Here is a 13,885-nt window from a genome sequence, read left to right on the forward strand (position 1 = left end):
TTAAATGGAACGAAAACTGTTGGCTTTATTTTGCTTAACGCTAACATTATAGCCAGCTATTTGACTCCGCTTCGTGCGGTCTATAGGAGTAATTCGTGACTAAAATTGAACATTTAAATATCACAGTTCCAGATATTGATGAGGCGATTAAATTTATTCAAATTGTAGCGCCTGATTTCAAAGTAAGAAAAGATGTGAAATCATCCACTAGTCATCGTTGGACACATATTGGTAATGATGAATGTTATTTTGCCCTTCAAGAAACTCATTTAGGTTCAGAGCCAGAAAGCCCTCGTAAATCATATAAAAACTATGGTGTTAATCATATCGCAATTGTTGTTGATGACCTTTTGAGAGTCGAAAGTGATTTGGTAAAGTATGGTTATAAGCGCAGTATTGATACTCCTGTAGAGAAACACCGTAAAAGGCTGTACTTCTTTGATAATTTGGGGTTTGAGTGGGAGTTGGTTGAGTATAGTTCTCAAGATCCTGCAGAGAAGTTTTTATACGAATAAAAGGTATAAGTTAAGTCTTAACGGTAACACTATATAGAGAATTATTTATGCAAATAGTAAACGTGGATAGTAGCAATAAACATGTATATGCTAATTTATATCAAGGTTATGCGGCTGAATTTTCAAAAATCATAGCAGACAAACCTGATGAAAATGGGATGTTTGAAATATACCCAAAAATTGAAGGTAATGTTTCCGGTTACTTATTATATGAAGATGGGGTTCCTGCGGCGCTTACAGCCATTTTGGAAAAATCACCAAACGAATTTGAGATCTGTGATTTTTATGTATTACCCTGTTTTCGAAAAAACAAAATTGGTAAGCTGTTTATATCAAACATTTTTCAACGTCTCGAAGGCTCTTGGGAAATTAAGCAAGTAGCTGGTGCTGAACATGCTGTTAAGTTCTGGCAGAATGTCGTTAATGACTACACATTAGGCTCCTTTGTTGAAGATAAGTATCTTGATGAAAAGTGGGGCTTAGTGACAAGGCAGCGTTTTAGTCATGCTCAAGATGCTACTTAACAGGGCGTGACATTTACAGTTACATCTACTTGCTGGCGTGATGCTTATTTTTGCAGGTGTAAAAATGGCATCTGTGGAAAATAACATATAACAGTAACCTAAAATGGAACAGAGAAGGTGGCTAAGCTATTTTCCGCTTCCCTCCGCTGTACTTCGCCATAAAACCCCTCCTAAGTCTCTATTATACAAGCTGACATTAGCGAAATTACGTTTCATCACCTATCTTTCTTTCTAAGTATTATGAAAATGCATCATGAAAACACTGATAATTCGCTCTAAATAAGAGGATGTTACATGTCCATTTTGGATAACTTTTTCGATAAACTCTGGCAGCAATACAGTGAGATTAGCCCACAGGCTCTAGCTATACACCAATTATTTGAAAACAAAGGCGAGACATTGGTTAATGACCATGTCGCGTTTCGTACGTTTGCCGATTCTCACATTAGTCTTGATATTGTTGAAGATGAGATCTTAGCGTTAGGTTATCGACTATTAGATTCCTATCAGTTTGAGGTTAAAAAACTCGATGCCCGTTGTTATATCCATGACCAGTCTCCGACTAAAATATTCATCAGTGAATTACGTTGGGGTGAATTATCAGAGCAAGCGCAAGCTATAATCCAAGACATCATCGAGCAGGGGCATAAGACATTAAGTTCGCCGTTAATCGATCAGTCCAGTGCAGGGATTTCGCCTTTATTAAGCGCTGGACGACTATGGCAGTTACCCAGTTATGCCGATTATCAAACGCTCGCCGCAGAATCGGAATATGCCGCTTGGCTGTCGGTATGGGGCTTACGGGCCAATCATTTTACACTCTTCGTCAATCACTTAAAGCGTGACCCTGAATTATCGCAAGTCGTTGAGCTGTTACAACAACAGGGTTATGAGCTCAATGATGCTGGTGGCGTGATAAAAGGTAAGCAGGCTGATTTATTAATTCAAGCGTCAACGATGGCGGATACCTGTTTAATCGATTTTAAAGATGCTGGCAAGCAGCCTATTAGCAGTTGTTATTATGAATTTGCTCAACGTTTTACCCAAGAAAATGGTCAATTATACCAAGGTTTTGTACCAAGCAGTGCAGATAAAATATTTGAGTCAACCAGCATGAAATCAATATTAGGTGGGGTTGCATCAGACGATGATAATTAGCGGTTAATCCCTGTAATAAGGAGTTTTAAATGACAAAACGCATTGTTGTTTTAGGGCTAGGTAGGATTGGCGGTGCCATTGCTCAGATCTTAAATCGCCATGATGGCTATGATGTCACGGGCGCTGACATTAATCCCACTGCTGTGGCACATTTTAGTGAGCAATTTAAAACCGAGCTATTACCCAATACATCCCCTGAAACTAGAGATTATGGCGCCTTGCTGACAGGGCAGGATGCGGTGATCTCAGCCCTCACTTTTAATGATAATCCCTATGTTGCCCAAGCTGCGCTTGATCATGGTTGTAGCTATTTTGATTTAACCGAAGATGTACGCTGTACTCAAGCCATTAAGGAAATAGCCCTTGCTGCAGCGCCGGGGCAAGTGTTTATGCCCCAATGTGGTTTAGCCCCAGGCTTTATCGGTATTTTGGGTTACAGTTTTCGGCATCGCTTTGACCGCCTTGATACCCTTAAATTACGTGTTGGCGCATTACCTGAATATCCCTCCAATCAAATGATGTATAACTTGACATGGTCTACCGAAGGCTTAATTAACGAGTATGCAAATCCTTGTGAATCCATTAAGAATCACATTCCCACATTAACTGAGCCGCTAGAAGGCCGCGAAGTATTCTCAATCTCTGGCGTCGAATATGAGGCGTTTAACACCTCGGGCGGTCTGGCTAATCTATGTTATTCCTTGGACGGAGAACTACGAGAACTGACTTATAAAACCATCCGTTATCCTGGTCATTGCAAGTTAATGAAGTTCTTGTTTCATGATTTACGCCTAGGTGAAGAGGGCAAGCGCCGTGACATGTTGATGGAGATATTTGAAAGTTCGGTCGCCACCACGATGCAAGATCTGGTGTTGATTTCGGTGGTGGCCACGGGTTATGTCGATGATAGGTTAAAACAGTGTAGCCGCACGTTTTTACTCCGACATACCGCAGAGCAAAGTGCCATTCAAATATCGACGGCGAGCGCTGCGGTGACGACTGTTGATCTGATTTTAAATGGTCGTGAATCAAGACAAGGTTTCGTTGAGCAAGAAACATTAAACATTGATGAGTTCTTAGCGAACGACTTTGCGAAAGCGTATCGCGATGCAGAATTAAGTATTTAAACTTTTAGTTTGTAGTTTGTAGTTTGTAGTTTGTAGTTTTAACAGCGAGGATAATCACATGCATGAAGCAATTTTAAAGACAGTGCTAGGCGATTTTTATAGTCAAGATAAACACTACGGCAGTGCTTATCTTGGTGATCAGCGTTTTGACAGCGATGCGACCGTGGATGTGATTAGCCCTAATGATGGTCAACATTTGTTGTCCATCAGCCATGCAAAGCCCGATGTAATCCAACAGGTCATAGCAAGTGCAAAAGCAGAGTTTTATCATTGGCGCAGTGTGCCAGCACCGCAACGTGGTGAACTCGTACGATTGTTTGCCGACAAAGCGCGTACTGCAAAGCATCAACTGGCTACCATCATTAGTCTTGAAGCCGGTAAACCATTTCAAGAAAGCCTAGGCGAAGTACAAGAACTTATTGATGTGTGTGATTTTGCTGTTGGTTTGTCGCGACAGCTTTATGGATTAACGATTGCCACTGAAAGACCTAATCATAGGATGATGGAACAATGGCATCCAATAGGTCCGGTTGTCATCATTACCGCATTTAACTTCCCTATGGCAGTGTGGGGGTGGAATGCAGCCATTAGCTTGATTTGTGGTAACCCGATTATCTGGAAACCATCAAGTCAAACACCACTGTGCGGTTTAGCCTGTCATCAATTACTGTTATCAGCTATTAAAGAGTTCGGTGCTAATCCTGAACTGAGCAGTATTGTGTTTGGTGAAAAACCGCAAGTAGAGCAATTGGTTGATCATAAAGATATCGCGTTAGTTTCTGCAACAGGCTCATGTGCAATGGGGCGTGCGGTTAATTGTCGCGTTGCAGCGCGGATGGGGCGGACGTTATTAGAACTTGGCGGTAACAATGCCATGATAGTGTGCCCGAGTGCCGATCTGGAATTAGCGATTCGGGCGATCACTTTCTCAGCCTTGGGGACTAGCGGTCAGCGTTGTACTACATTGCGCCGATTGATTGTACATAGCAGCTTAAAACATCAAGTGCTTACCAAGTTAGAGGCGATTTATAAAACCGTGAGTATTGGCGACCCCTTTGATAGCAGTAATTTAATGGGGCCACTGGTTAACCAACAAGCTATCGATACCATGAAAGCCAGTATTAATACCGCAATATCTCAAGGCGGGAAGCTGATTACTGGAGGGCAACAAATATCGAATTTAGACAATAAAGGTAAAAGCGAGCATGGGTTTTATATTACGCCTGCGATTATCGATATTGATCCTAGTGCTGAAATTGTTCAACAAGAAACCTTTGCGCCGTTACTTTATGTGCACAGCTATGATTCCCTTGAGCAGGCACTGGCGATCCAAAATGGTGTTAGCCAAGGTCTATCTTCCGCTATTTTCACCAAAGACATGATGGAAGCGGAGATATTCGTTAGCGCTCGAGGTTCTGATTGTGGGCTAGTTAATGTCAATATCGGTACGTCAGGTGCCGAGATCGGTGGGGCGTTCGGTGGTGAAAAAGACACGGGAGGCGGGCGAGAAAGTGGCTCTGACGCATGGAAGGCTTATATGCGCCGTATGACAAATACCATTAATTATGGTAGTGAGTTACCTTTAGCGCAAGGCATTAGCTTTGATATGCCCAAGGATAAATAATCATTTTTTGGTTGAATGTTATTAATTAATCACGAGGTATGAAGAACCATTAATTATCTTACGCTTTTAGAATAAGTTGTTCTATATGAGACATAATAACGGTTTTACATTAATTGAGTTAGTCATCGTCATCATCGTATTAGGTGTTCTGGCAGCGACAGCGATCCCTAAATTTATTAATCTTCAGCATGATGCTAGCCGTGCCGTTGTTCAGAATATCAGTGGCACATTGAAAAGCGCGATGGATTTTGTCAATGCGAGAAAAGAAATTGATAATGCTGAAACAGAAGTCGATTATAACGGGAATAAAATCACACTCGTTAACGGTTTCCCTAAACCATCGGCCCCTGAAATGCGCCATTTACTGAATATGGATCTACCGAGTACGACATGGACGCCAAATTGGTTAACTGTACCTTGTGATGATTCAGAGTTTTGTATTCTTGGTAACCGAGCATATACCAACGAGCCGCAAATTGATGAGGTCACTTCTGGACATATCGTGTTCTTTTGGCCGAACGGCTATGTACTCGGCAGTTGTTTTGCTTATTATGCCAATTTGGAGATTGATGGCGTTTCACCTGTCATTGGTTTTGAAGATTCTGGTTGTTAACTCTCTGCTCATCAATAAATAAGGCAATGTAGGTTGCCGTCTATTTTATATGCTATTCGCTATCTATTTAACTCATTGTTCGTCATTTATTCCTCCTCCCTTTAAACGTCTCGCCATAATAGAACTATTGACTCTAATCATTGTCTGTCTTTGGAATGATTATTACTTTTAGATGGACTTTATTGCCTACGATATAGCATATAAGAGATAAGTCATTGTAAATACTATTTTAAAGGCTATAGTTGAGTAAACGTCTATTCAGACAACTTGACTTGTTTATACATAAATATGAATCGGTAGATAAACAGCACATTATTAGGGTGATTATATGAAGGGAATTATAGCGACCACGGTTGTTGCTGGCCTGCTACTTTCTGGCTGCAGTGAAGAACAAGTCGTCATTCCGGAACCGGATTCTCGACCTGTTAAGTTACAAACGGTGGATGTTGGTATTAAAGACACCTTCAGAACATTCCCAGGTGTTGTTGAAGCGGGAGATAAAGCTGTTCTCGCATTTCGAGTTTCAGGTGTTTTATCGTCGATGGATGTGAACCCGGGTGAAAACGTGGTTAAAGGGCAAAAGCTGGCTAGCTTGAACCAAGACGAATTTTCACTGCAAGTTGAACAAGCCAAAGCTAATTATGAACTTGCTTCAGTGCAGTTTAAACGAGATGAAAAATTACGTAAAACCAATGTTGTCTCAGAACTTGCATTTGATACGTCTAAAGCTAAGCGTAACCAAGCTCAAGCCACATTAAGCAAGCAAGAATCCAACTTAAGTTATGCAACCTTAGTGGCTCCTTATGACGGGACTCTTTCGTTATCATTGAAAGAAAATCATGAATATGTCATGGCAAAAGAAGCAGTAGTACATATTCAGCGCGCTGGTATCATCAACATAACCTTCCAATTGCCTGAGCAGTTACTTGCGCGATTTGATAATAATTATAGCCGCAGCCCAACTGTTATTTTCGATACTATCCCAGGTGAAGAGTTTCCTGCCGAGTTTAAAGAAATTGATACTGAAGCAAATGCGACAAATTCCAGTTATAAAGTCACATTATTTATGAATCGCCCTGAAGGTAAAAATATCTTGCCTGGTATGGCTGGTGCTGTCCGTATCGCACTGCCAAAAGGGAGTGCAGGAGCGTTATCACCACAAGCATTGATGAAAAAAGGTGATACCTATTATGTATGGCAGATCGACGATCAAGGCATTGCTCATAAACGAGAAATCGAATTAGATGAAAATGGACGTGTGTCTAAAGGTCTGAATGATGGTGACAATGTTGCAATCTCTGGCGTTAACGAATTACGCGAAGGTCAGAAAGTAAGATCTTGGATCAAGGAACGAGGACTGTAACATGAATAAATTTCCCTCAATCGTGATGGCGCTTGGTGTGATAACCGCACTACAAGGCTGTGACAAGCCGATTATAGAGCCAAGACAAAAAGTACAGTTAGTAGAAGTGACGACAGTTCAGCTTGCTGAAGATTCGGCGAGGTTATCGTTTCCTGCCGTCGCCGTTGCTGCGGATAAGTCTAGTTTATCTTTTCGCTTACAAGGCGAGGTGACAAAGGTTACTGTTCGCCCTGGTGATCAAGTGGTGGCTGGGCAGCTTCTTGCGCAACTTGATCCGACTTATTACCGTTTAGAAGTGGATGATGCGAAAGCGGAGTATGCGATTGCAGACAGTCAATATCGTCGTTCGGCTAAACTTGTTGATCAAGGTTATATTGCACCGTCGCAATTCGATGAGCTTAAAGCACAACGTCGGATCGCTAAAGCAAGGTTAGATATTGCCCAACTTAACTTGAGCTTTACCGAACTTAAAGCGCCTTTTTCAGGTATTATTTCACATGTGCCTATTCAGCAATTTGAAAATGTACAAGTTGGCCAACAGGTGATGAATATTCACAGTTCTACGACAGTTGATATTCAATTACAAGCGCCAGACATTATTTATTCAAAAAGCTCTGCGACGGAAATCGAAGATTCGAAACCTGGCGCTAAAATAATCACCGCTGATGGTCATGAGTATGATGCACACCTAAAAGAGTTCACCACAGAACCGGATCCTGAAGTCGGTTCATTCGTGATCACGTTAACGATGCCAATGCCTGCAGACCGATTTATTCTGGATGGTATGGCTGTTGAAGTACGTGCAGATGCCCAGAAGTTAAAGATCTATAAGCAAGATGAACCCTTTATACCATTTGAAGCGATCATAAATGAAGATGGTGATGATTTAAATTTAACTCAGAAGTTTGTCTGGGTTGTAAATAGCGACAACACCGTGAGTAAGCGTCTCATTGTGACAGAGAAAGTGGTTAACAATGGTGTGCGTTTAAGCGCTGGTTTAACTGTTGGTGAAAAGGTCGTGATTGCCGGTGGCAATCGTTTACGTGAAGGTCAATCAGTGAAAATACTCGATAAATCGAAGATTAATTCAACTAATATCACAGAGGCTGGACAATAATGAAACAAGATATCGCAGCCTATTTTATTAAAAATAAAGTGATCAGCTGGATGCTCACACTTATCTTCTTAATTGGTGGTTCGATGGCCTTTTTCGGCCTAGGGCAATTAGAAGATCCTGAATTCACGATTAAAGATGCAATGGTTGTTACTTCTTATCCTGGCGCTACGCCATTGCAAGTCGAAGAAGAAGTGACTTATCCGTTAGAGAAAGCCATACAGCAATTAACCTATGTTGATGAAGTTAATTCTATCTCTAGTCGTGGGCTCTCACAGATTACCGTGACGATGAAAAACAATTATGGCCCTGATGATTTACCCCAAATATGGGATGAATTACGTCGTAAAGTGAATGACATCAAACCGCATTTACCTCCTGGTGTCGCTGAACCCTCTGTGATTGATGACTTTGGTGATGTTTACGGTATTTTACTGGCGATAACGGGTGATGGTTATTCTTATAAAGAACTAAATGATTACGTTGATTACTTACGCCGAGAAATAGAACTGGTTGATGGCGTTGGTAAAGTGTCGGTGACAGGCGTACAGCAAGAACAAGTCTTTATTGAAATGTCGATGCAACGATTAAGCAGTTTAGGTATTTCACCATCGACTATTTACAATACGTTAGCAACGCAAAACCTGGTATCAAGTGCTGGTGCAATGCGAGTTGGTTCTGAGTATATCCGTATTCATCCAACGGGTGAGTTCACAGATGTTGATGCACTGGGTGATTTGATTATCACCGAAACCGGTGCGCAAGGGCTTATTTACTTACGTGATGTGGCGACGATTAGCCGTGGCTTTAAAGAAGTCCCTGATAATCTTGTAACCTTCAATGGTAAAGTTGCACTGAATGTCGGTGTGTCGTTTATTTCTGGTGTCAATGTTGTTGAAATGGGTAAAGGCGTTTATGCACGCTTGGCTGAGTTAAAAGAGCAACAACCCGTTGGTATCGATATTGATGCTGTTTACAGCCAGCCTGATGAAGTTGATAAATCAGTGAAAGGCTTCCTAGTGAGTCTTGGCCAAGCGATTGGTATTGTTATCATTGTACTGCTGTTATTTATGGGCTTGCGTTCTGGTGTGTTAATTGGCCTGATTTTATTACTCACAGTATTGGGTACATTCGTCTTCATGAATTTGATGGCCATTGACTTACAACGTATTTCACTTGGTGGTCTGGTTATTGCGCTGGGTATGTTGGTGGATAACGCCATTGTCGTGGTCGAAGGTATCTTGATTGGTGTTCAGAAAGGCCGAACTCGCCTGCAAGCTGCAACGGATATTGTTACCCAGACTAAATGGCCTTTACTGGGTGCTACGGTTATTGCTGTTACCGCATTTGCGCCAATTGGTTTGTCGCAAGATTCTACCGGTGAATATACTGGCACACTGTTTACCGTTTTACTTATCTCGTTAATGTTAAGTTGGTTTACTGCGATTTCAATCACGCCTTTCTTTGCTGATATGTTCTTTAAAGGTATGAAAGTTGATACAGAAAGTGCAGAAAATAATCCGTATAAAGGGATTGTATTTGTTACCTATAAACGTGTGTTAGAAACGTGCATGAAGTACGCTTGGACAACTGTGTTTGCCTTGATCTTGATGTTAGTGGCTAGCTTGTATGGCTTCACTCAGTTAAAACAATCGTTCTTTCCGTCATCAACAACGCCTATGTTTATGGTTGATGTTTGGTTACCGGAGGGTACTGATATTCGCGCAACCAGCGAAAAACTGCGTGAACTTGAAGTCATGGTCAGCGACAATGAAAAAGTAGCGCATGTCTCTTCAAGTACGGGTAAAGGCTCTCAGCGCTTTATGCTGACTTACTCGCCAGAAAAAAGTTACGCGTCTTACGGTGAATTAATTATTCGTGTAGATAGTTACGATGACGTTATGCCAATGATGGCTGAAGTGAGTGAGAAACTTGACGCTCTACATCCTGATATTGAATACAAACTGAAGCGTATCGCCTTAGGGCCTTCTTCTGGTGCTAAAATTGAAGCGCGTTTGGTTGGTTCTGATCCAACTGTATTACGTGGTTTAGCACAGCAAACTGTCGATATTATGCGTGCAGATCCAGGGGCATTTAACGTGCGTCATGATTGGCGTGAACGGACGAAAGTGATTGAACCTGTCTTTAATGAAAGTCAGGCGCGTCGTTACGGTATCACTAAATCTGATGTTGATGATTTACTGCAAATGGCATTCAGTGGTTTGACGGTGGGTATTTACCGTGATGGTACGAGTCTATTACCTATTGTTGCTCGCTTACCTGAAAATGAGCGTGTGGATATCAGTACGATTGAGGGCATGAAAATTTGGAGCCCTGTACTGAAAGGTTATGTACCGTTACAGCAAGTAATATTAGCGGTTAACGTGCGTTGGGAAGACCCAATTGTTGTGCGTAAAAACCGTAAGCGTATGCTGACTATATTTGCTGACCCCGATCCATTAGGTGAAGAAACGGCTGCGACTTTACAAAAACGTATCCAACCGTTAGTAGAAGCAATGGATTTCCCACCAGGCTACTCGCTCGAATGGGGTGGTGAATATGAATCATCTGCTGATGCACAAGCATCGTTATTCCAGACGATGCCAATGGGCTATCTGTTTATGTTCTTAATTACCATTTTCTTGTTTAACAACGTGAAAAATGCGGTGATTGTTTGGGCGACAGTGCCACTGGCCATTATTGGTGTGACGATGGGGCTACTCGCCCTTAATACCCCCTTTGGTTTCATGGCGTTACTCGGTTTCTTAAGTCTGTCAGGGATGCTAGTTAAAAATGGTATCGTGTTACTTGATCAGATTGAAATTGAGATCCACAGTGGTAAAGAAAGATATGAAGCGGTTGTTGATGCTGCTGTGAGTCGTGTTCGTCCAGTTTGTATGGCGGCGATCACCACGGTATTAGGCATGGTGCCGTTACTACCAGATGTATTCTTTAAGCCGATGGCAGTAACCATTATGTTTGGTTTAGGGTTTGCGACTGTACTGACTTTACTTGTTGTACCTGTACTTTATCGCATGTTACATCGCTTAAAAGTACCTGAGGCAGTGGGTAAGTAATACCGACTCTCTTTATTTAATGATAATCAAACAAGCGCCTATATGGCGCTTGTTTTGTATGTGTGTTGCGTATTTTTCACCGCTAACTTGGAATTTCGCCAAACCAATTTAGATCTGCAACTCACTCACAATATGTTTATAGCAATTTACGATACATTTGTTATGGGTCCTATTAAATAAATGTTTAGTAACTTTAACAGACCTAGATTGGCTTTCTTTTTAAGTGTAGTTAACTCTAAATTGTTGATTTGTATGTTATTAATATGTTGTGTGATTATTTATACGGACCTGTATAAATAACAGCATTCTGTATATCCAACTAAGATATAATACCAATCGATGATACATGTGGTGTAAACTGTTGTTATTAAACAATAATTTAATGCCAAAGTCTTTAATGCTAGTGATTTTCTCGGTATTATACGGAATTCCGTAAAATACACTGTTATCAATATAATTGTGAGATGTTAATGCCTATCGAAAAGCACCTTGAAAGTATCAAAACTAGCCGTCTTAGACTTTCCCCACTAATAGCGCAACATGCTAACGTAATGTTTCCAATTTTGTCAGACAGGACGCTTTACAAATTTACTGGAGGGGAAGCACCAGAATCAGAAATAGCTCTAGAGGCAAGGTATAGAAAGCTTGAAAGTCGAAAATCGCCAGATGAATCTGAATATTGGTTGAATTGGTTGGTAAGCCTTGTAGAAAATGATGTTCCGATTGGATATGTCCAGGCAACTGTAACTGAATATGAAGCTGATATTGCTTGGGTAATTGGTTCGCAGTGGCAAGGCAATGGCTATGCAAGTGAAGCTGCTATTGCACTAGTGGAGTGGTTGCGGATTATTGATACAAAAGTGATTCGATCTTTCATTAATCCAAACCACGAAGCTAGTCAACGGGTGGCGAGTAATGCCGGGTTGGATAATACTGAATCGGTAGAAGATGGTGAAGAAGTCTGGGTATTTCAAGTCCCCCGAGAATGCTAACAAGTCACTGAAAAGTGACGCAAAGACGCTCACTTTAGTGAAGCGTTATGCAGTTTTAAGTAGTTCGGAGTTATTGAGAATGATTGAGTTAAAAACGGATCGTCTAGTTCTCAGACAATGGAAAAAGTCAGATTATTTTGCGTTTGCTGAAATGACTGCCGATCCTTTGGTTATGAGATTTTTCCCAAAAGTATTATCTCAAATTGAAAGTGATCAGTTGGCATCAAAGATTGAATCATTGATAAATGATAATGGGTGGGGATTCTGGGCAGTAGAATTGAAGGAAACTTCAACGTTTATCGGATTCGTTGGTCTGCATTATCAAGACCAAGATATCCCAAATGCACCCTTTACTGAGATTGGATGGAGATTATCATCAAAGTATTGGGGGGTTGGTTATGCTCCTGAAGCTGCGCAAGCGGCACTAAAGTTTGCATTTGAAGAGCTCAACGAAACGGCTGTTTATGCATTTACAACCACTGTAAATCAACCGTCACGAAATGTGATGACCAAAATTGGCATGATCGATATTAAGCAGAATTTTAACCATCCAAAATTATCCGATGATCATGAATTAGTTCGTCATTGTTTATATAGAATATCGAAAGAAATGTGGCGAAAATCAACTGCATAACAAAAACATCAAGTTGACACGTTTTACTCCGCAGTTTTGGTGTGGAGTTCGGTGTATTTGGTAAGTTAGCCGTAGTGCAACTTATGTTAGACGTTAGAACGATCAAGGATGAACCGTGGAAAAATTACATATAGCAATTGCGACCAACTCAATTGAAGACACAATAAAGGACTACAATGAACGTCTAGGCTGCGAACCATGTTCTTTCATAGTTAATGAATACGCATTATGGAGAACCGAGTCTCTTAACTTTTCAGTTCGCCAAGATCCTACATGTAAACCTGGCGAATTAAGGCATTTGGGCTGGGAAGACTCGACCGCATCACAATTTAGTCAAACCACTGATGTAAATGGAATAGTTTGGGAAAATTTTAGTGCACAGCAGCAAGCTGATGAAATAAACGAAATATGGCCAGAGGCTAATTTCAGCCCTGAGTAATTAGTTCTAACAAGTCAAACCACTCGGCTGCAGCAAAGCTGCACCGGTGTTTGAGGCGTTATACGAACTCTGAGAATGCAGTTTTTTGGTTCAGTTCAGCGATTGAACCATTAGCTTTTTAGGTGTGAAAGTAGGGTGGTTTTCCTTTTTCTTTGTTGCCTTTTGGTATTCGTTTCATTAAGTTCGGCATTGAACTATTATTGCCCTAAATTCAGGCGTTTCAGAGACTAATTTACGCTTCAATTGTTCTTTGGTTATGCCTCAATTTAACCTGCATCAGTGTTTTACTCTCAGCATTTTCAATCCCAATTGTGGTTAGGATATTTGGTTTTTCAGCTTAAAAGTTGCTGAAACCAAGTCGTACAAATGGTGTAAGTAAAAGGATTGTTTCGCTTCACAGTTATTGCTGTTGATTGGATATTTTGCTCGCTTAATTGAGCCAGTCTAATTAAACTCAGTTTACAGTAAATCTTGGTAAATCAGTTCTTTACCAATTTAAGCGGAGCGAAAGAAAGGCTCGTATAACAAAGCAATCAACACGATGCTATTTACATTCGGCATTCGCGGTTTAGAGTATAATTGGTTTGGAAAGTAAGTCGTTCGCACGTGTTATTGCGGCGTTGGACGTGGCAGTGGCCAAGTCCAACAAGTTTAGCCAACAATTTTTGTCCGCTTAATGTGGGCGTTAAATGCTATTTTTGTGAG

12 protein-coding genes are annotated in these 13,885 nt (G+C 41.0%); all 12 read left to right on the plus strand.

Going from position 1 to position 13,885, the window contains the following annotated elements:
• Positions 1-95: 95 nt before the first annotated feature.
• The 12 genes from FR932_RS05160 (at position 96) to FR932_RS05220 (ending at position 13,180) form a co-directional block, all read left to right on the plus strand.
• Positions 96-515 (plus strand): VOC family protein, encoded by a 420-nt coding sequence (locus FR932_RS05160; RefSeq protein WP_019442765.1) that lies wholly within the window; start codon positions 96-98, stop codon positions 513-515.
• Between the two features lie 47 nt (positions 516-562).
• Entirely contained in the window at positions 563-1,039 is a 477-nt protein-coding gene (locus tag FR932_RS05165) for a GNAT family N-acetyltransferase (RefSeq protein WP_019442764.1), read from the plus strand.
• Positions 1,040-1,333: 294 nt separating this feature from the next.
• Positions 1,334-2,197, plus strand: a complete 864-nt coding sequence (locus FR932_RS05170; RefSeq protein ID WP_019442763.1) for a DUF1338 domain-containing protein — start codon at positions 1,334-1,336, stop codon at positions 2,195-2,197.
• A gap of 29 nt (positions 2,198-2,226) precedes the next feature.
• On the plus strand, positions 2,227-3,324 hold the full coding sequence (locus FR932_RS05175) for a saccharopine dehydrogenase family protein (RefSeq protein ID WP_019442762.1): 1,098 nt from the start codon (positions 2,227-2,229) through the stop codon (positions 3,322-3,324).
• A 58-nt stretch (positions 3,325-3,382) separates the two neighbouring features.
• A complete protein-coding gene (gene amaB, locus FR932_RS05180; RefSeq protein WP_019442761.1) occupies positions 3,383-4,948 on the plus strand; it encodes an L-piperidine-6-carboxylate dehydrogenase in 1,566 nt (521 codons plus the stop codon).
• Positions 4,949-5,033: 85 nt separating this feature from the next.
• Positions 5,034-5,561 (plus strand): type II secretion system protein, encoded by a 528-nt coding sequence (locus FR932_RS05185; protein WP_019442760.1) that lies wholly within the window; start codon positions 5,034-5,036, stop codon positions 5,559-5,561.
• Positions 5,562-5,889: 328 nt separating this feature from the next.
• Complete coding sequence (locus tag FR932_RS05190) at positions 5,890-6,924, plus strand: efflux RND transporter periplasmic adaptor subunit (protein WP_019442759.1); 1,035 nt, start codon at positions 5,890-5,892, stop codon at positions 6,922-6,924.
• A gap of 1 nt (position 6,925) precedes the next feature.
• Positions 6,926-8,041, plus strand: coding sequence for an efflux RND transporter periplasmic adaptor subunit (locus tag FR932_RS05195; RefSeq protein ID WP_019442758.1), 1,116 nt, complete (start codon positions 6,926-6,928; stop codon positions 8,039-8,041).
• Positions 8,041-11,115: an efflux RND transporter permease subunit gene (locus tag FR932_RS05200; RefSeq protein ID WP_019442757.1), complete on the plus strand. Its 3,075-nt coding sequence runs from the start codon at positions 8,041-8,043 to the stop codon at positions 11,113-11,115. Before FR932_RS05195 ends, FR932_RS05200 begins: the two co-directional genes overlap by 1 nt.
• Before the next feature lie 470 nt (positions 11,116-11,585).
• On the plus strand, positions 11,586-12,107 hold the full coding sequence (locus FR932_RS05205; RefSeq protein WP_019442756.1) for a GNAT family N-acetyltransferase: 522 nt from the start codon (positions 11,586-11,588) through the stop codon (positions 12,105-12,107).
• 79 nt (positions 12,108-12,186) lie between these two features.
• Positions 12,187-12,741 (plus strand): GNAT family N-acetyltransferase, encoded by a 555-nt coding sequence (locus FR932_RS05210; RefSeq protein ID WP_019442755.1) that lies wholly within the window; start codon positions 12,187-12,189, stop codon positions 12,739-12,741.
• A 115-nt stretch (positions 12,742-12,856) separates the two neighbouring features.
• Positions 12,857-13,180, plus strand: a complete 324-nt coding sequence (locus FR932_RS05220; RefSeq protein WP_019442754.1) for a hypothetical protein — start codon at positions 12,857-12,859, stop codon at positions 13,178-13,180.
• Positions 13,181-13,885 lie beyond the last annotated feature (705 nt).

The sequence above is a fragment of the Moritella marina ATCC 15381 genome, from assembly GCF_008931805.1.
GTDB classification, from domain to species: domain Bacteria; phylum Pseudomonadota; class Gammaproteobacteria; order Enterobacterales; family Moritellaceae; genus Moritella; species Moritella marina.

Coding starts and splice junctions, on each gene's coding strand:
- FR932_RS05210 (WP_019442755.1), top strand. CDS start 12,187: ATGATTGAGTTAAAAACGGATCGTCTAGTTCTCAGACAATGGAAAAAG.
- amaB (WP_019442761.1), top strand. CDS start 3,383: ATGCATGAAGCAATTTTAAAGACAGTGCTAGGCGATTTTTATAGTCAA.
- FR932_RS05190 (WP_019442759.1), top strand. CDS start 5,890: ATGAAGGGAATTATAGCGACCACGGTTGTTGCTGGCCTGCTACTTTCT.
- FR932_RS05170 (WP_019442763.1), top strand. CDS start 1,334: ATGTCCATTTTGGATAACTTTTTCGATAAACTCTGGCAGCAATACAGT.
- FR932_RS05175 (WP_019442762.1), top strand. CDS start 2,227: ATGACAAAACGCATTGTTGTTTTAGGGCTAGGTAGGATTGGCGGTGCC.
- FR932_RS05185 (WP_019442760.1), top strand. CDS start 5,034: ATGAGACATAATAACGGTTTTACATTAATTGAGTTAGTCATCGTCATC.
- FR932_RS05200 (WP_019442757.1), top strand. CDS start 8,041: ATGAAACAAGATATCGCAGCCTATTTTATTAAAAATAAAGTGATCAGC.
- FR932_RS05195 (WP_019442758.1), top strand. CDS start 6,926: ATGAATAAATTTCCCTCAATCGTGATGGCGCTTGGTGTGATAACCGCA.
- FR932_RS05205 (WP_019442756.1), top strand. CDS start 11,586: ATGCCTATCGAAAAGCACCTTGAAAGTATCAAAACTAGCCGTCTTAGA.
- FR932_RS05165 (WP_019442764.1), top strand. CDS start 563: ATGCAAATAGTAAACGTGGATAGTAGCAATAAACATGTATATGCTAAT.